This is a genomic window from Aromatoleum evansii (genome assembly GCF_012910805.1).
Taxonomy (GTDB): Bacteria; Pseudomonadota; Gammaproteobacteria; order Burkholderiales; family Rhodocyclaceae; genus Aromatoleum; species Aromatoleum evansii.
Map to the genome: position 1 here is coordinate 93,111 of NZ_WTVK01000015.1, position 16,339 is coordinate 109,449.

Here is a 16,339-nt window from a genome sequence, read left to right on the forward strand (position 1 = left end):
TCGCGCCGCAGCCGGCCTTTCCGCGCGCACCCTTCCGAATTCCGTCGAAGAATCCATGGACATCACCGAACTGCTGGCCTTTGCGGTCAAGAACAAGGCCTCCGACCTCCATCTCTCATCCGGCCTGCCGCCCATGATCCGCGTGCATGGCGACGTGCGGCGCATCAACCTGCCGCCGATGGAGCACAAGGACGTGCACTCCATGGTGTACGACATCATGAACGACCAGCAGCGCAAGCAGTACGAGGAAGTGCTGGAGTGCGACTTCTCGTTCGCGGTGCCCAACCTCGCGCGCTTCCGCGTCAACGCCTTCAACCAGAACCGCGGCGCGGCAGCGGTATTCCGGACCATTCCGTCCAAGGTGCTGACGCTCGAGGAGCTCAACTGCCCGAAGATCTTCAAGGACATCTCCAACCAGCCGCGTGGCATCGTGCTCGTCACCGGGCCGACCGGCTCGGGCAAGTCGACGACGCTCGCGGCAATGGTCGACCACATCAACGACAACGAATACGGCCACATCCTCACCATCGAGGACCCGATCGAATTCGTGCATGAGTCGAAGCGTTGCCTGATCAACCAGCGCGAAGTCGCGCGCGACACGCTGTCCTTCAACAACGCGCTGCGCTCGGCGCTGCGCGAGGACCCGGACGTGATCCTGGTCGGCGAAATGCGCGACCTCGAAACCATCCGCCTCGCGCTCACCGGCGCCGAGACCGGCCACCTGGTGTTCGGCACCCTGCACACCTCCTCGGCCGCCAAGACCATCGACCGTATCGTCGACGTCTTCCCGGCCGCCGAGAAGGAGATGGTGCGCTCGATGCTTTCCGAATCGCTGCGCGCCGTCATCTCGCAGACCCTGCTGAAGACCAAGGACGGCCAGGGGCGCGTCGCCGCGCACGAGATCATGATCGGCACCCCCGCCATCCGCAACCTGATCCGCGAGAACAAGATCGCCCAGATGTACTCGTCGATCCAGACCGGCCAGAACGTCGGCATGCAGACGCTGGACCAGTGCCTGCTCGATCTCGTGCGCCGCAACATCGTGTCGCCCGCCGAAGCCAAGATGAAGGCGCAGAACAAGGACAACTTCGGCTGATCGCCGCCCCGCGCAGCGGGACGACCACCACGTCACACCCGCCGTCGCATCCCGCCCGCCGCGCCGTTCCCTCCGGCGCGCGCGAGGAACATAATTCTTTTTGCGACACCCCGAAATTCCGCTGGAGCGCAACACATGGAACGCGATCAGGCCCTCAAGTTCATGCACGACCTGCTCAGGCTGATGGTGCAGAAGAACGGCTCCGACCTCTTCATCACCGCCGGCTTCCCGCCCGCGATCAAGGTCGACGGACGCGTCATCCCGCAGTCCAACCAGTCGCTCACGCAGCAGCACACCGCCGAGCTCGCGCGCGCGGTCATGAACGACCGCCAGGCCGCGGAGTTCGAATCGACCAAGGAATGCAACTTCGCGATCTCGCCCGCGGGCATCGGCCGTTTCCGCGCCAACGCCTTCATCCAGCAGGGCAAGGTCGGCCTCGTGCTGCGCACGATCGCGCAGAAGATCCCGACCTTCGACGATCTGGGCATGCCCGCGGTGCTGCGTGACGTCGCGATGGCCAAGCGCGGTCTCGTGATCTTCGTCGGCGGCACCGGTACCGGCAAGACGACCTCGCTCGCCGCGATGGTGGACTTCCGCAACGAGCACTCCTACGGCCACATCATCACCGTCGAGGATCCGATCGAATACGTGCATCTGCACAAGAACTGCATCGTCACGCAGCGCGAGATCGGCATCGACACCGACACCTGGGAAGCGGCGCTGAAGAACACCCTGCGCCAGGCGCCCGACGTGATCCTGATGGGCGAAATCCGCGACCGCGAAACGATGGACTACGCGATCGCCTTCGCCGAAACCGGCCACCTGTGCCTCGCCACGCTGCACGCGAACAGCGCCAACCAAGCGCTCGACCGCATCATCAACTTCTTCCCGGAAGACCGCCGCCAGCAGCTGCTGATGGACCTCTCGCTCAACCTGCGCGCGCTGATCTCGCAGCGCCTGCTGCCGAAGAAGGGCGAGAAGGGACGCGTGCCGGCCGTCGAGGTGCTACTCAACTCGCCGCTGATCTCGGACCTGATCTTCAAGGGCGAGGTGCCGGGCATCAAGGAAGTGATGAAGCGCTCGCGCGAACTCGGGATGCAGACCTTCGACCAGGCGCTCTTCGACCTCTACGAGGAGGAGCGGATCACCTACGAGGACGCGCTGCGCAACGCCGATTCGGTGAACGACCTGCGCCTGCAGATCAAGCTCAACAGCAAGCTCGGCGAGAAGGACCTCGTGTCCGGGATCCAGCACCTCGATATCGTCTGAGTTTGCGAATAAATCTACTGCGCGGCCGGATTCCGCTCCCGTCGAATCCGGCAACCGGCTTCGTGGGAGCGGCTTCAGCCGCGAACGGGCCGATTCGCGGCTGAAGCCGCTCCCACGGGACCTCTCGGTCGTCAGCCCTCTTCCGCCGTCTTGCGCCGATTGCTGCCGGCAATCATCTTGTATTCGAACACGCGGCACTCAAGCGCGCCGTTGAACAGCGGCGTGCGCTTGCTCGCCTTCAGGCCGATCAGCTTGGGTAGCGCCGGGTCCGCCGACAGGAAATAGCAGCGCCACCCGCTCCAGCGCTTCTTCAGCGCGTCGCCGAACTGTGGATACAGCGCCGCCAGCTCCTCCGCCTCGCCGATGCGCACGCCGTAGGGCGGATTCGTCACCATCACGCCTTCGGGAGCGGGCGCCTCGCGCGTCAGGAAGTCCGCGCGGTCGAGCGTCACGCAGTCGGCCAGCCCGGCCGACTGCAGATTCACACGCGTGCGCCGCACCTGTTCGCCGACCACGTCCGAGCCATAGATCCGCAGCGGCCGCACCGGCTTGCGCCGCCCCTCCGCGGCCTGGCGTATGGCCGCCCAGGCTGCGCGGTCGAAATGGCGGAAACGCTCGAACGCGAAGCTGCGCCCGAGACCGGGCGCGATGTCGAGCGCAATCTGCGCCGCCTCGATGAGGAAAGTGCCGCTGCCGCACATCGGGTCGATCAGCGCCTCACCGGGTTGCCAACCGCTGATGCGCAGGATGCCCGCAGCGAGGTTCTCCTTCAGCGGCGCCTCGACGGCGGCGGGCTTGTAACCGCGCTTGTACAGCGGCTCGCCGGAGGTATCGAGATACAGCGTGACACGGTCGCGCGTCAGGAAGGCGTGAATGCGCACCGCCGGGTCCGCGGTATCGACGCTGGGGCGCTTGCCGGTCACGGTGCGGAAGTGATCGCACACCGCATCCTTGATCTTCAGCGTGATGAACTCGAGGCTCTTCAGGGGCGACTGCTTCGCCGTCACGTAGATGCGGATCGTGTCGTCGACGGTGAACCATTTCGCCCAGGTCGCGCCATAGGCGAGCCGGTAGATGTCCTCTTCGGACTGGTAGCGTCCCTGCGCGAGGCGCCACATCACGCGGGTGGCGAGCCGACTCTCGAGATTGGCGCGATAGCAGGTCTGCCAGTCGCCGGAGAAGCCGACGCCGCCATGGGTTGCCTCGACGTCCCGCGCCCCGAGCGCGGCAAGTTCCTCGGCAAGCATCGGCTCGAGACCGCGCGGACAGGGGGAAAAGAAGGATTCGGACATGAGGACCAGAGAAATTCAGAGCGGACGAAAATGGAAACAGCGCGCGGACGAGGCCGATCAGAACGGCTTCAGCACGACCAGGAACACGACCGTAAACAACACCAGCACCGGCACCTCGTTGAACACGCGGTACCACTTGTGGCTGCGCGTGTTGCGCCCGGCGGCGAAATCGCGCACGAGCCTGCCGCAGTACAGGTGGTAGACGATCAGGAAGCTCACCAGCGCGGTCTTGGCGTGCAGCCAGCCGCCCGAGAATCCATAGCCGAACCACAGCCAGAAGCCGAGCACGACCGCGAGGATGCCCAGCGGCGTCATGAAGCGATAGAGCTTGTGCTCCATCAGCGCGAGCCGCTCGCGCGTCGCTGCATCATCCACCATCGCGTGGTTCACAAACAGGCGCGGCAGGTAGAACAGGCCGGCGAACCAGGCGACGACGAAGGAAATGTGCAGGGCTTTCACTACCAGCATCGACTACTCCTAACTTGATTGTTTGCGATTGAGCGCCGCGGCGAAGCCTTCGCGCACGGTCGGGTACAGCAGGCGCGCCCGCAGCTCCCGCCGGATGCGGCGATTGTCCAGCTGGCGCGACTCGCCCATGAAGGACAAGGCCATCGGCGAAAGGCGTGACGCAAGTTCCGCGCGGGAGAGACGCTGCGGCCGCGGCAGGCCGAAGGTATCGGCGGCGAAGTCGAAATACTCGCCCATCTTCATGCGGGTATCATCGACGGCATTGTAGACGCGTCCCGCCCCGGCGCGAAAAAGCGCGAGGCATGCCAGGCGCGCGAGATCGTCGGCGTGGATGTGATTGGTGTGGACGTCCTCTTCCGCGCGCAGCACCGGCTCGCCACGCTCCAGGCGAGCCACCGGCAGACGATCGCCGGCATAGATGCCCGGCGCACGCAGCACGCTCACCCGCACGCCGTTGCGCGCGCCAAAACCGCGCAGCCGACGCTCCGCATCGACGCGACGCTGTGCCCGCGCGGTCTGCGGATGGCAGGGCTGGCTCTCGTCGATATACCGACCGCCGCAATCGCCATACACGCCCGTCGTACTTATATAGACGAGGCGCTGTGGTAGACTCGACCCGCACGCAAGTGCCGCCAGCAGTCTTGCCGTACGGGTATCCCGCGTGCCGCGGTCGGGGGGAGGCGCGAAATGCATGACAGCATCCGCGATCCCGGCCAAGCGCCGCAGGCTGCGCCGGTCGTCGAGATCCGCGAACACCGGCGTCACGCCGAGCGCACGCAATCCGGCGAGCCCGCCTGCATCGCGCACCAGGGCGAACACCCTGAAGCGCTGCACGAGCCACGGAATCGCGCGCCGGGCCACGTCACCGCTGCCGACGATCAATATTCTTTTCATCGACGGATTATCTCACGCCCGATGTCGTTCCAGATTTCACTCGAGCCAGGTGGCCAGCAATTCCAGGCCGATGCGGACCAGACCATCCTCGAGGCAGCCCTCGCCGCAGGCCTCGTACTTCCCTACGGCTGCCGCGACGGCGCCTGCGGCGCGTGCAAGGGCAAGGTCATCCGCGGCGAGGTCGCCCTCACCGGCGCGGCGACCGCGCTCAGCGACGCGGACCGCGCCGCCGGCATGACGCTCTTCTGCAGCGCCCATGCGCATTCGGACCTGACCCTCGAGGCGCGCAACGTGAGCCGCGCCGGCGACATCCCGATCAAGAAGCTCCCGTGTCGCGTGCAGCGCCTGACCCGTGCCGCGCCGGACGTGATGGTGATCGAACTGAAGCTCCCCGCGAGCGAGCCCTTCCGCTTCCGCGCCGGCCAGTACGTCGATTTCCTGCTCGCCGACGGCCGCCGTCGCAGCTTCTCGATCGCGAACGCCCCGCATCGCGAAGACGCCATGGAACTGCACGTGCGCCTCGTGCCCGGCGGCGCGTTCACCGAACACGTCTTCAACGGCATGAAGGAGCGCGACATCCTGCGTTTCGAGGGACCGCTCGGCAGCTTCGGCCTGCACGAGGAGTCGCGGGCGCCGGTCGTGCTGATTGCTGGCGGAACCGGTTTCGCACCGATCAAGAGCATCGTCGAGTACGCGATCCATGCCGGCATTGCGCGACCGATGACGCTTTACTGGGGCTCGCGCAATCGTCCCGGTCTCTACATGGACGAGCTCGCGCGCTCGTGGGAACAATCCCTGCCCGGCTTCCGCTACATTCCGGTATTGTCCGAAGCGGCAGCCGCGGACGACTGGCACGGGCGCACCGGGCTCGTGCACCGCGCAGTGATCGAGGACCTGCCCGACCTGTCGGCGCACGAAGTCTATGCCTGCGGATCACCGGCCATGATCGACGCCGCGCGCGACGAACTTGCCGCACAGTGCGGGCTGCCGCCGGACGCGTTCTTCGCCGACGCCTTTACCTTCGCCACCGACGCACGCTGAGCTCATGACCCAGACCACGATCCTTACCCGCGAACCCGTCGTCAACCGGAATCGTGCGATCACGGCGAACCGGCTCGTCGCCCACGGGCCCAACATCGGCGCGGTGGTCGAGACGCTGAACAGCCTCGCGGACATCTGGCCGACCCACCACACGGTGTTCGTCTGCCTCGGCCGGCTGGTGCCGACACCCGAGCTGATGAACTGGCAGGCTCCCCCCAACGCGATGGTGGAGATCCCCGCGCAGGCACTCGCGCATCCGCAGGCGCAGGCGCTGCTGCCGCAGCTGCGCGACGCCGGGATCAGCATGTGCCTGAGCTGGTTCGCCCCGGGCACCGCCCTGCCGCCGGACATCGACTGGCGCTTCGTGCTGATGGACCGCCGCCGGCACGCGACACCGGCCGGCTCGCCCGGCATCACGCTCGCCTGGGGGCTACCCAACGTGAACGCCTTCCAGGAATCCGTCCAGGCGGGCTTCGACGGCGCCTCGGGTTGGTTCTTCCTGTACGGCAACCCGGCAGCCAAGGAGCTGTCACCCGCGCACGCGCAGATCGTGCGACTCCTTAACCTCGTGCGCAACAATGCCGACATCAAGGAGATCGAGGCGGTGCTGCGGCAGGACGTCGCTGTGTCGTACAAGCTGCTGCGCTACATCAACTCGGCGGGTTTCGGCCTGAGCTGCGAGATCCAGTCCTTCCGCCACGCGGTGAGCATCCTCGGCTACACCAACCTGAACAAGTGGCTGTCGCTGCTGCTGGTCAGCGCGAGCCGCGATCCGGGGGCGCCGGCGATGATGCAGACCTCGATCGCGCGCGGGCGCTTCATGGAGCAGATCGGCGCATCCTTCTTCGACAAGTCGGAGCTCGACAACCTGTTCATCACAGGCGCCTTCTCGCTGCTCAACGCCCTGCTGGGCACGTCGATGCAGAGCGTACTCGAGGAGATGCACCTACCCTCGGCGATCACCGATGCGCTGCTGCTCGAGCAGGGCCCCTACGCCCCCTTCCTCAAGCTTGCGCGCCTGTGCGAGTCCTTCGACGCGACGGAACTGCAGAAGCAGGCGGCCGAGCTGCAGCTCGCGCCCGAGCAGATCAACCGCGCGATCGTCGGCGCGCTCGGCTTCGCCGACAGCCTGCAGTCCTGAGCGCCCGACTGGCAGACGAAAAAAAGCCAGCCCGCGGGCTGGCTTTTTTGCATCGACCGGAGCCGATTACTTCTGCGACAGGACCCAGGCAGCCAGGGTCTTGGCTTCTTCGGCGTTGACCTGCGGGTTGGCCGGCATCGGCATCGTGCCCCAGACACCCGAACCACCCTTCTGGATCTTCTCGGCCAGCTTGGCAGCCGCACCAGCGTCGCCAGCGTACTTCTTGGCGACGTCCTGGTAGGACGGGCCGACCAGCTTCTTGTCTACGGCGTGACAGGCGAGGCAGTTCTTGGCCTTGGCCAGGTCAGCGGAAGCGAAAGCCGGAGCGGCGGAGAGAAGGCCCGCGGCAACCGCGGCAGCAACGAAAACTTTCATGCTCTTTTCCTTTAGATGGTGGTGTGAAACCGGCCGGATATTAAACCAAGCATCCCCGCCTTGACTACCCGGAAAACGCGTCTTGCAATTTGGCGTCCCCTGCAGCCTCGCCGGATCGTCCGACCCATGCAATTAACGCCCCTCACCGGAGGAGCGTTGACACGAATGCGCGCGTCAGAACTCCCAGGCACACCCCACATTGGCGATATTGCGGTCGCTGCCCCGCCCGATCGCTGCGGACACGGTGAAGCCGTCGACGACTTCGTAACGCAGGCCGATCTGGCGGTCCGGGCGTGCGTCCTCCGCACCGAACACTTCGGCGCCCAGGGTCAGCCGGTCGCCCAGCGGCTGCTCGAAGCCGATACCCCAGATGTTGACGACCTCGTTCGTGCCGCTGACCCGCACCCATTCCCGACCGAGGTTCAGGTGCACGCGCTGGCCCGACGCGAAGCCCCAGCTCGACAAGGCGGTAAGCGTGTTTGCGCGGGCGACCTCATCCGGTTCGCCGCGGAGGTCGACGCGGGCCCGCTCGTAGTCGTACTTGAGGCCGGCCGACAGGCCCGTTTCGGCCTGCAGGGGCACCCATTTCACCGCCACGCCCACTCCGTGCGCCCACAGCGACGGTCCCGGCTGGTGGTCGCGCGTGTGCGAATAACCGAGTTCGATTTTGAGCTTGTCGACCGGGATGTAGGCGATCGACGCCTCGCCGCCGCGTTCCTTGTCGTCACGCACCCAGCCGAATTCCAGCTCTGCGCTGCCCTTCTCGCCGGTGGCCGCATCATCCACCGCCATCGGCCGCTCGGCCAGCGCAGGAGCGGCTGCACAGGCCAAGATGAACGCGGCCCCGATCAGTGCGGCTTGCCGCAGGCCTGCACGCTTGGGTCCATTATTCTGCTCCCCGACCATACCCTTCCCCTTGTGTGAAAACGCGATGCTAACGCACTCCTGCGACGCCGACGCATGCAGCCGCGACAAACCGACGGTCAAGGGGTCATTGGCGGACTTCGGCGTCGTTTTCCGGTGCGAGGAAGCGTCCGGTCGAGCGGAACGGATTGATGTCGAGACCGCCGCGGCGCGTGTAGCGCGCCCACACAGCCAGGTCCCGGGGTTTGCAGCGCTGCATGATGTCGCAGAAGACGCGCTCGACGCATTGCTCGTGGAACTCGTTGTGCTTGCGGAACGAGACGATGTAGCGCAACAGGCCGGCACGATCGATCGCCGGCCCGGTATAGCGCACCACGATGCAGCCCCAGTCGGGCTGGCCGGTCACCAGGCAGTTGGACTTGAGCAGGTGCGAGTGCAGGGTTTCGCTGACCTCGACGCCGCCGCTGGCCGCCGACAGGAAGTCCGCGCAAGGCTGGTAGGTGTCGATGTCGATATCGAGGCCATCGAGCGACTCGCCCGGCGGCGGAGCGATCACACGCACGGGCCCCGCGCCCAGCGGCTGGATCTCGACTGCGACCGGCGCGCCCGCGGCTTCGGAGAGATCGCGCACGAAGGTCGCCCGGACGACATCGACGCTGTCGAAGCGCGTCTGGTTGCAGGAGTTTAGGTAGAGCTTGAGCGATTTCGACTCGATCAGGCGTGGCGAATCGGCCGGCACGCGGAAGCTTGCGAGCGCAACGACGGGTTTGCCGCGCGGATTGAGCCACGACAGTTCGTATGCGTTCCACAGGTCCTCGCCGACGAAGGGCAGCCTTCCGGGAAGGATGCCGATCTCGTCGCGCTTGATCTGACGTGCAATCGGGAACAGTAGACCGGGAGAATAGGTGTCGCAATAGTCTGCCGGCTTGCCCAAGGGCGAAGACTCGGCGCCATGCGCGGGGGAAACTGTTGGATTCATGCGGCGGATTGTACGGGATCGCGTCCGATGGACCGAGGCCGCAACAGAGGGTTCCACCGTACCGAATGCTTCTCCCGGACACAGAACCGCCAGCCCCCGTGAGGAGGCCGGCGGCAAGGTGACAACGGTCGGCCCTTACCCGCTTCTTTACTTGCCCGTGGTGCCGGCCGGAGGCACCGAACCCACGGCCTTCATTGCCTCAGACAGCAGCGCAGCCTTGTCGATGTTCATCGGCACCGGGGCGTCGGGCGGGCACATCGTCTCGGGGTCGATGCCGCTGCGGTCTTGCCCAAGCTCGGCCGGTGTCGGCAGGTCCTCGCGTGCGACGCCGAGCGTGCCCATCAGCTGGCCCATGCCCGACAGCGCACGCGCTTGGGCGATGATCTGGTCGTAGCTCGCATTCACGTAGGCACGCCGGGCCTGGAAGTACTCGTTCTCGGTGTCCAGCAGGTCGAGCAGCGTGCGCTGGCCGATATCGAACTGACGGCGATAGGCTTCACGGGCCTTCTCGATCGACAGTTGATGCTGGTCGAGGTAGCGCATCTGTTCCTGCAGGCGCTGCACGTCGTTGTAGGCGATCGCGAGGGTCTGGCGCAGGTCGCGGCAGGCTTTCTCGCGCAGATCCTTGGCCTGATTGCTCAGGTCGCCGGCCTGGCGCAGCCGGGCGTCGTCGGCGCCGCCGCGGAAGATGTTGTAGCTGAGCACCAGTTCGACGACCGCTTCGCGCGAATGACCATCGAAGCCGTCGAGCTTGTAGTCGAGCGCCTGACGCGCGCGCAGGTCGAGGCGCGGATGGAAGGCGGCACGGCGCGAATCGATGAGGGCCTGGCTGGCGCGCACGTTCTCGACGGCGGCATTCAGGGCCGGGCTGGTGTTGAAGGCGGTGCGCAGGGCGTCCTTGGCGGTCGGCGGGATCTGCCCGAGCGCCGTCCCGACCGGCAGGCCGGGCATGGCGTCCTGCGGCACCTCGCCGACGATGCGCTGGTAGCGCGCGCTCACGTCGTGCAGGTTCGACACTTCGGTGAGCAGGTTGGATTCGGCGAGCGCAAGGCGTCCGGTCGCCTGCTCGAGGTCGACGCGGCGGCCGACTCCGGCACCGGCGCGCTCGGCGATCTGGTCGTAGATCTGCTTGTGCTGGACGTAATTGGCTTGCGCGAGGCGTGTGAGCTCGCGGTAGCGCATGACATCTCCATAGGCCCGCACCGCTTCCAGTGCGGCCCCTTCGGAGGCGTCCACCAGTTCGTAGTAGCGCGTCAGCTTCGCAAACCCGAAGCGGGCGACCTCGCTGCGGGTGAAGAAGCCGTCATACACCATCTGGTTGAGCGACAGGGTGAGGTTGCGGTGGGTGAAGGTGTCGGTGCCATCGGCACCTTCGCCTGAGCGATGCTGCTGCTCGCGGCCGATACTGCCGACGGCATCGACCTGCGGCAGGTAGCCCGCACGTGCAACCTCCTGATCCTCGCGTGCCGCACGGAACGCGTTCCAGGTCGCCTGGACTTCGGGATTGGCCACTACCGCCTTGCGCGCCGCATCGCGCAGGGCATCCGGCCCGGCCCCCGTTGCAAGCAACGGAAGCGCGGCCAGCACGGCCATCGCAATCACGGATCGACACGTTTTCATATTTTCTCCAGTTAGCGCCACGCCTATGCACTCGGAATATACGCGATTCCTTCGCCATCCTGTGCGGCGTGCACTGCATAATTGATGTTGTAAATGAATATTACAGCCGGCCACCAACCCGAGAACGCCAACTACGCAACACTGGCGAGGCGAAAATACCGAAAGCGGGCGCAGGACGACGCCTCGGATGACGTTGGTGGCTGATAATGGGCATGACACCATGCCCCCCGACGCGATGACAGGAGCCCCTTGCCCGCGCAGACAGCACGCTTTTCCGGGTGCGCTGTCTGCAGTCGTGATCAGCCTCGCGGCAATCGCGAGCCTGCTGTCCGGCCTGTCGTTCGCCGCACCGGACCTGGACCGCATGCTGCGCTTGGCGCGCGAACGCTATGGTGCCGAAGCGGTGGAGTCGGTCGGCGCATGGCGCCAGATGCTCGGCGACGCGGCCGCGCTCGACGAGCAGGAAAAGCTGCAGCGGGTGAACACCTTCTTCAATCGCCGCACCGCGTTCGACGACGACAGCGTGATCTGGCAGCAGAAGGATTACTGGGCCACGCCCCTGGAGACGCTCGGCCGCAGGGCCGGTGACTGCGAGGACTTCTCGATCGCCAAATACATGAGCCTGCGCCTGCTGGGCATCCCGGCCGACAAGCTGCGCCTGATTTATGTCCGCGCCAGCATGGGCGCACCGGGCAGCGGCATCTCGCAGGCGCACATGGTGCTCGGCTATTACCCCTCGCCCGCGGACGAACCGCTGGTGCTCGACAACCTCATCGGCGACATCCGCACCGCGTCGCGCCGGCCGGACCTTTTCCCGATCTTCAGTTTCAATGCCGAGGGCCTGTGGGTGAGCGGCGCGACCAGCTCGTCCGCCGACCCGACGACGCGGCTGTCGCGCTGGCGCAGCGTGCTCGAACGCATGCGCGAGGACGGTTTGCCATGATTGCCGCCACGGCCAGGATTTCCGGAGAACCCATGTCATGTCCCTGATCAAGCAGCTGTGGATCGCCATCGCGATCGTGACCCTCATCGCCCTGGGCGGCAGCCTGGTGGTGAGCACGCTGTCCGCGCGGCACTACCTGGAGCAGCAACTGCAGGTGAAGAACCTCGACAACGCCACCTCGCTCGCCTTGTCGCTGTCGCAGATGCCCAAGGACGCGGTGACCGTGGAGTTGCAGATCTCGGCGCAGTTCGACGCCGGACACTACCGCCTGATCCGGCTGACCAGCCCGACGGGCGAGGTTCTCGCGGAACGCGAATATGCAGGCGTCCTCGACGGCGCACCCGAGTGGTTCATCCGACTCATCCCGATCGAGGCGCATGCCGGTGTTGCGCAGGTGCAGGATGGCTGGCGCCAGTTCGGCACACTGACGCTGGAAAGCCACAAGCGCTACGCCTATACCGCCCTGTGGCAAGGGACGCTGCAGCTGCTGGGATGGTTCGCGCTGGGCGGAGTGCTGACCGGCCTGATCGGCACCCTGATCATCAAGCACATCACCCGCCCCCTCGGCCGCGTCGTCGAGCAGGCGGAAGCGATCGGCGGGCGGCGCTTCGTCACGACCCCCGAACCCAGCACGCGGGAGTTCCGCAGCGTGGTGCGCGCGATGAACACGCTGTCGGATCGCGTGCGCACCATCCTTGCTGAGGAGGCGCGGCGCCTCGAACAGCTGCGGCGCCAGACGCAGCACGACGAGATGACCGGGCTGCTGAACCGCAGCCAGTTCCTCAACCAGCTGGATTCCGCGCTTGCCCGCGACGACGCACATGCGGCCGGAACGCTGCTGCTCGCGCGCGTGGGCGACCTGGCGGGACTGAACCAGCGCATCGGTCGGGAGGCGACCGACCGGTTGCTGCGCGACCTGGGGGAGCGGTTTGCCGATTTCACTTCCGCAAACGGCAACTGGGAAGCCGGGCGCATGAACGGCAGCGACTTCGCCTTGCTGGCGCCCGGCCGCGAGGATGCGGACGTGCTGGCACGCGAACTGGCGCGCGCGCTTCACGACACACTCGACGCGCACCTGAAGGATGTGCTGGTCGGCCTGCCTGTGGCGGCGACGAACTACGCCGCCGGCGAAGCCCGCTCCCAAGTGCTCGCGCGTGCGGACGGCGCACTCGCGACGGCCGAACAGACCGGGGATCGCAGCCTGCGCGTGGAAAGCGGCGGCGCCCCTGCTCCCTACCCGGATCTCCAGTCCTGGCGGGCGGCCCTGTTGTCGGCACTCGAGCACGACCGCGTGCGCCTGGGCGCCTATCCGGTAGTGACCAACGGCGGGCGCCTGCTGCACGACGAAGCGCCGATCCGCATCCAGCTCGACGACACCTGGCAGCCTGCGGGTCATTTCATGCCGCACGCCGCGCGCCTGGGGCTGATGCCGCGCTTCGACATCGCCGTCGTGCGCGCGGCCTTGCGCGCCATCGCGCACGACGGCCGGGAGCGCGGCATCAACGTATCGGCCGAATCACTGCGCGACGCGAACTTCCGCGGGGAGCTGTTCTCCCTGCTGCAGGCGGATCCGGCAACGGCCAAATTGTTGTGGATCGAGGTGCCGGAGTACGGTGCGCTGCGCCACCTGGCGGAGTTCCGCACCTTGTGCGTGGCCCTGCAACCCCTGGGCTGCCGCGTGGGCATCGAGCACGTGGGCGCGCATTTCGGCGAACTCGGCGACCTGCACGAGCTCGGGCTAGACTACGTGAAGATCGACTCGGCCATCATCCGCGGCATCGACACGAATGCCGGCAACCAGGCCTTCCTGCGCGGGCTGTGCATGATCGCGCACTCGCTCGGACTGATGACGATTGCCGAAGGCGTGGCGTCCGCAGCGGAACAGGAGGCCTTGCCGGGCCTCGGTATCGACGGCATGACGGGACCGGCGGTGCGCGAAGGATAGTCGGCGTAGCGCAGCCCGCCCACCGACCACGGGGCGGCGGTTCAGATCACGCCGTCATCGTCGAGCAGGCTCAGATGCTGCATCGCCTCGCGGGCGCCGCGGCGCTCCATGAGCTTGCGTTGCGCGGGCACCGGCAGGTCGGTAAAACGGATCAGCGAGCGCTCGACGAGGAGTTCGATCAGATCCTCGAGGACGCGCACGAGGCCGAGGTCGGTGGCGCCCATCGGGTTCGTACCCTCGATGATGTCGCGCCCGAACCCGAGCAGGTCGGCGTCGTCCGCCCCTGCGGCGCTCCAGCCGTCGCCATCGACCGCTTCGCGGCTGACGGCGATGATCTTCCCCTCGGGGTCACGTCGTATATACATCATCAATGCACCGGCAGCGAAACGTCGTGATGCTCGGACAGGCGCAGCACGAGCTGCAGCCGGTCGCGCACCCCGAGCTTTTCGAAGATCGCGCCCATGTGGGCCTTCACGGTGCGCTCGGTGATGCCGAGCTTCGCTGCGATCTCCTTATTGCTCAAGCCGTTGACCACCTCGCGGGCCACTTCGGCCTCGCGCTCGGACAAGGACGGCGGTTGCACCTCCGCCTGCGGCGCGAGCGCACGCCCGGCAGCGCCGACGACGCGGGCCATCAGGTCGGGACCGACCCACAGGCCGCCGTGGCGGACGACCAGTTCGACGTCCCGGAACATGGATGGGACCGCCAGCGCATGACAGTACCCGCGCGCACCGCGGTCGAGAGCCGCCAGCGCCTCGGTGCTGTCGGGCGTCATGCTGACGACGACGAGGTGACAGCCGGGCAACCGCTTCACCAGGGCGCCGAGCCTGTCCAGCCAGTCGTCGTGAGCAGCCTCGACCCAGACGACGTCACCCGGGCGGGCGGAGGCAAGCAGGCCCGCCTGCTCGTGGCAGACGCCTTCGGGAAACGCGTCCAGCCATCGCGCCGACGGGCGGGCCGTTCCGGAGCAGAGAAAGAGGTTCTGACTCATCGTTCGGACAGTGCATTCGCCTTGGCCCGCAGGACGGGCTTCAGCAGGTAGGAAAGAATCGTCTTCTTGCCTGTGAGGATGTCGATTTCCGCCACCATGCCCGGAATGATCGGCAGGCTCTCGCCCAGGCTCGACTCCAGGGTTCTCACACGTACAGTGTAAAAGGCATTGCCCTTCTCGTCGGTGACCGTATCCGCGCCGATATGCTCGACGACTGCATCGAGGCCGCCGTAGATCGCGAAATCGTAGGCGGTGAACTTGACCAGAGCTTTCTGTCCCGGTCGCAGGAAGGCGATGTCCTTGGGCTTGACCTGCGCTTCGAGGATCAGCGCGTCGTCCAGCGGCACGATCTCGACGACCTCCTTGCCCGGCTGCACGACGCCGCCGACCGTGTTCACCAGCAGGCGCTTGACCGTGCCGCGCACCGGCGAACGCACCTCAGCGTGCTTGACGCGATCCTCCAGCGCGCGCCCGCCCTCGGTAAGGGCGCCGAGCTTGGCCATCGTGTCGGAAAGTTCATTGCGCTGCACGTTGCGCACGTTCAGCTCCACCTCCTGGATCTTGCGCGTGGCCTCGGAGATCGCGGAATGGATGCGCGACATCTGCGCCGCAGCCTGATCGCGCTCGCCCCGCAGGCGTGCAACGTCGCGCTGCAGGCGCAGGATCTCGACCTCGGATACCGCCCCGGAATTCATCAGCGGCCGCGTGACGTTCAACTCCTGTTGCACCAGTTCGAGGCCGCTGCTGCTCTGCGCGTGGCGCGCACGCACTTCGTTGAGTTCCTGCTGGCGTTGCGTGAGCTGCTGTCGCGCGATCGACAGCTGAGCGTCGAGTTCCGCGACCGTTGATTCGTACAGGCGCCGCTCGTGGTCCGCGATCTCGGGCGCGTCGCGCAGGACGTCGCGCGGCATGCTCAAGGGGGTGCCCGAGGTCAGTGCTTCCAGCCGCGCGGACTTGGCGCGCAAGGCGAAGTACTGCGAGCGGTTCTCCGCGAAAGAGGCGACGAAACGCGTCGAATCGATGCGCAGCAGCAGGTCCCCGGCCTCGACCGTCTGCCCCTCGCGCACCAGCATCTCCTCGACCACCCCGCCGTCCACGCTCTGGATGATCTGCACCTGCGAGGAAGGAATCACCTTCGCCTCGCCACGCGTGACCTCGTCGACGGGCGCGAACGCGGACCACAGCAGCAGCAGGAGCAACACGACGGCGACAACACGCAGCAGCATGCGCGCGCGCAGCGGCTCCTCCTGGATGAGGGCCCAATCGGCGTCCGCCGCCCAGTCGAGGCGTCCGTTCGCCGAAGTCTCGGGAAGGAAGCGCGCGAACAGCCGATCGAACCACGGCCTCAGGGGCTTGCCGACGCGCTCCGATACATTCCCGATGCGCTCGAAGGATTGCTGACCGATCTCGCTCATCACTTG

16 protein-coding genes are annotated in these 16,339 nt (G+C 66.5%); 6 read left to right on the plus strand and 10 right to left on the minus strand.

The annotated features are described in order from the left end of the window. The first annotated feature begins 55 nt into the window (after positions 1 to 55). A complete protein-coding gene (locus tag GO615_RS09845) occupies positions 56 to 1,096 on the plus strand; it encodes a type IV pilus twitching motility protein PilT (RefSeq protein ID WP_169127430.1) in 1,041 nt (346 codons plus the stop codon). Positions 1,097 to 1,231: 135 nt separating this feature from the next. Continuing rightward, positions 1,232 to 2,365, plus strand: a complete 1,134-nt coding sequence (locus GO615_RS09850; RefSeq protein WP_169127432.1) for a PilT/PilU family type 4a pilus ATPase — start codon at positions 1,232 to 1,234, stop codon at positions 2,363 to 2,365. Positions 2,366 to 2,496: 131 nt separating this feature from the next. Here the strand turns inward: GO615_RS09850 and GO615_RS09855 are convergent, their stop codons facing one another. Genes GO615_RS09855 through GO615_RS09865 form a run of 3 tightly spaced genes read right to left on the minus strand, consistent with a single transcriptional unit; the run spans position 2,497 to position 5,019 of the window. Then, positions 2,497 to 3,657, minus strand: coding sequence for a THUMP domain-containing class I SAM-dependent RNA methyltransferase (locus GO615_RS09855; RefSeq protein ID WP_169127434.1), 1,161 nt, complete (start codon positions 3,655 to 3,657; stop codon positions 2,497 to 2,499). A gap of 57 nt (positions 3,658 to 3,714) precedes the next feature. Then, complete coding sequence (locus tag GO615_RS09860) at positions 3,715 to 4,125, minus strand: CopD family protein (protein WP_169127436.1); 411 nt, start codon at positions 4,123 to 4,125, stop codon at positions 3,715 to 3,717. A 9-nt stretch (positions 4,126 to 4,134) separates the two neighbouring features. After that, on the minus strand, positions 4,135 to 5,019 hold the full coding sequence (locus GO615_RS09865) for an SDR family oxidoreductase (RefSeq protein ID WP_169127438.1): 885 nt from the start codon (positions 5,017 to 5,019) through the stop codon (positions 4,135 to 4,137). A 21-nt stretch (positions 5,020 to 5,040) separates the two neighbouring features. Here GO615_RS09865 and GO615_RS09870 point away from each other — a divergent pair, with 21 nt between their 5' ends. After that, positions 5,041 to 6,060 carry a CDP-6-deoxy-delta-3,4-glucoseen reductase gene (locus tag GO615_RS09870; RefSeq protein WP_169127440.1) on the plus strand — a complete coding sequence of 340 codons (1,020 nt, stop codon included), beginning with the start codon at positions 5,041 to 5,043 and terminating at the stop codon, positions 6,058 to 6,060. A gap of 4 nt (positions 6,061 to 6,064) precedes the next feature. After that, a complete protein-coding gene (locus GO615_RS09875) occupies positions 6,065 to 7,201 on the plus strand; it encodes an EAL and HDOD domain-containing protein (RefSeq protein ID WP_169127442.1) in 1,137 nt (378 codons plus the stop codon). A gap of 66 nt (positions 7,202 to 7,267) precedes the next feature. On the opposite strand, the gene GO615_RS09880 is transcribed toward GO615_RS09875, so the two are convergent. The 4 genes from GO615_RS09880 to GO615_RS09895 all read right to left on the minus strand — a co-directional run bounded on the left by GO615_RS09880 (position 7,268) and on the right by GO615_RS09895 (position 11,039). Continuing rightward, positions 7,268 to 7,576 carry a c-type cytochrome gene (locus GO615_RS09880; RefSeq protein WP_169127444.1) on the minus strand — a complete coding sequence of 103 codons (309 nt, stop codon included), beginning with the start codon at positions 7,574 to 7,576 and terminating at the stop codon, positions 7,268 to 7,270. 174 nt (positions 7,577 to 7,750) lie between these two features. Then, positions 7,751 to 8,482, minus strand: coding sequence for a PA4824 family protein (locus GO615_RS09885; RefSeq protein WP_246262214.1), 732 nt, complete (start codon positions 8,480 to 8,482; stop codon positions 7,751 to 7,753). Positions 8,483 to 8,567: 85 nt separating this feature from the next. Further along, positions 8,568 to 9,419 (minus strand): NADPH-dependent 7-cyano-7-deazaguanine reductase QueF, encoded by an 852-nt coding sequence (queF, locus tag GO615_RS09890; protein ID WP_169127446.1) that lies wholly within the window; start codon positions 9,417 to 9,419, stop codon positions 8,568 to 8,570. A gap of 147 nt (positions 9,420 to 9,566) precedes the next feature. Next, positions 9,567 to 11,039, minus strand: coding sequence for a TolC family outer membrane protein (locus GO615_RS09895; protein WP_169127448.1), 1,473 nt, complete (start codon positions 11,037 to 11,039; stop codon positions 9,567 to 9,569). A 295-nt stretch (positions 11,040 to 11,334) separates the two neighbouring features. Here GO615_RS09895 and GO615_RS09900 point away from each other — a divergent pair, with 295 nt between their 5' ends. Then, on the plus strand, positions 11,335 to 11,982 hold the full coding sequence (locus GO615_RS09900) for a transglutaminase-like cysteine peptidase (protein WP_339379996.1): 648 nt from the start codon (positions 11,335 to 11,337) through the stop codon (positions 11,980 to 11,982). Between the two features lie 37 nt (positions 11,983 to 12,019). After that, the gene (locus GO615_RS09905; protein WP_169127452.1) at positions 12,020 to 13,927 is read left to right on the plus strand and encodes a bifunctional diguanylate cyclase/phosphodiesterase; all 1,908 of its coding nucleotides are present in this window, start codon (positions 12,020 to 12,022) and stop codon (positions 13,925 to 13,927) included. A gap of 41 nt (positions 13,928 to 13,968) precedes the next feature. On the opposite strand, the gene GO615_RS09910 is transcribed toward GO615_RS09905, so the two are convergent. Genes GO615_RS09910 through GO615_RS09920 form a run of 3 tightly spaced genes read right to left on the minus strand, consistent with a single transcriptional unit; the run spans position 13,969 to position 16,333 of the window. Beyond that, positions 13,969 to 14,295, minus strand: coding sequence for a hypothetical protein (locus tag GO615_RS09910; protein WP_169127454.1), 327 nt, complete (start codon positions 14,293 to 14,295; stop codon positions 13,969 to 13,971). Further along, positions 14,295 to 14,918: a LuxR family transcriptional regulator gene (locus GO615_RS09915; RefSeq protein ID WP_169127456.1), complete on the minus strand. Its 624-nt coding sequence runs from the start codon at positions 14,916 to 14,918 to the stop codon at positions 14,295 to 14,297. The genes GO615_RS09910 and GO615_RS09915 overlap by 1 nt, the downstream gene beginning before the upstream one ends. Further along, positions 14,915 to 16,333 (minus strand): HlyD family type I secretion periplasmic adaptor subunit, encoded by a 1,419-nt coding sequence (locus GO615_RS09920; protein WP_169127466.1) that lies wholly within the window; start codon positions 16,331 to 16,333, stop codon positions 14,915 to 14,917. Before GO615_RS09920 ends, GO615_RS09915 begins: the two co-directional genes overlap by 4 nt. Positions 16,334 to 16,339: the final 6 nt, after the last annotated feature.

Coding starts and splice junctions, on each gene's coding strand:
- GO615_RS09895 (WP_169127448.1), bottom strand. CDS start 11,039: ATGAAAACGTGTCGATCCGTGATTGCGATGGCCGTGCTGGCCGCGCTT.
- GO615_RS09850 (WP_169127432.1), top strand. CDS start 1,232: ATGGAACGCGATCAGGCCCTCAAGTTCATGCACGACCTGCTCAGGCTG.
- GO615_RS09870 (WP_169127440.1), top strand. CDS start 5,041: ATGTCGTTCCAGATTTCACTCGAGCCAGGTGGCCAGCAATTCCAGGCC.
- GO615_RS09880 (WP_169127444.1), bottom strand. CDS start 7,576: ATGAAAGTTTTCGTTGCTGCCGCGGTTGCCGCGGGCCTTCTCTCCGCC.
- GO615_RS09845 (WP_169127430.1), top strand. CDS start 56: ATGGACATCACCGAACTGCTGGCCTTTGCGGTCAAGAACAAGGCCTCC.
- GO615_RS09855 (WP_169127434.1), bottom strand. CDS start 3,657: ATGTCCGAATCCTTCTTTTCCCCCTGTCCGCGCGGTCTCGAGCCGATG.
- GO615_RS09860 (WP_169127436.1), bottom strand. CDS start 4,125: ATGCTGGTAGTGAAAGCCCTGCACATTTCCTTCGTCGTCGCCTGGTTC.
- GO615_RS09865 (WP_169127438.1), bottom strand. CDS start 5,019: ATGAAAAGAATATTGATCGTCGGCAGCGGTGACGTGGCCCGGCGCGCG.
- GO615_RS09910 (WP_169127454.1), bottom strand. CDS start 14,295: ATGATGTATATACGACGTGACCCCGAGGGGAAGATCATCGCCGTCAGC.
- queF (WP_169127446.1), bottom strand. CDS start 9,419: ATGAATCCAACAGTTTCCCCCGCGCATGGCGCCGAGTCTTCGCCCTTG.
- GO615_RS09915 (WP_169127456.1), bottom strand. CDS start 14,918: ATGAGTCAGAACCTCTTTCTCTGCTCCGGAACGGCCCGCCCGTCGGCG.
- GO615_RS09905 (WP_169127452.1), top strand. CDS start 12,020: ATGTCCCTGATCAAGCAGCTGTGGATCGCCATCGCGATCGTGACCCTC.
- GO615_RS09875 (WP_169127442.1), top strand. CDS start 6,065: ATGACCCAGACCACGATCCTTACCCGCGAACCCGTCGTCAACCGGAAT.
- GO615_RS09885 (WP_246262214.1), bottom strand. CDS start 8,482: ATGGTCGGGGAGCAGAATAATGGACCCAAGCGTGCAGGCCTGCGGCAA.
- GO615_RS09920 (WP_169127466.1), bottom strand. CDS start 16,333: ATGAGCGAGATCGGTCAGCAATCCTTCGAGCGCATCGGGAATGTATCG.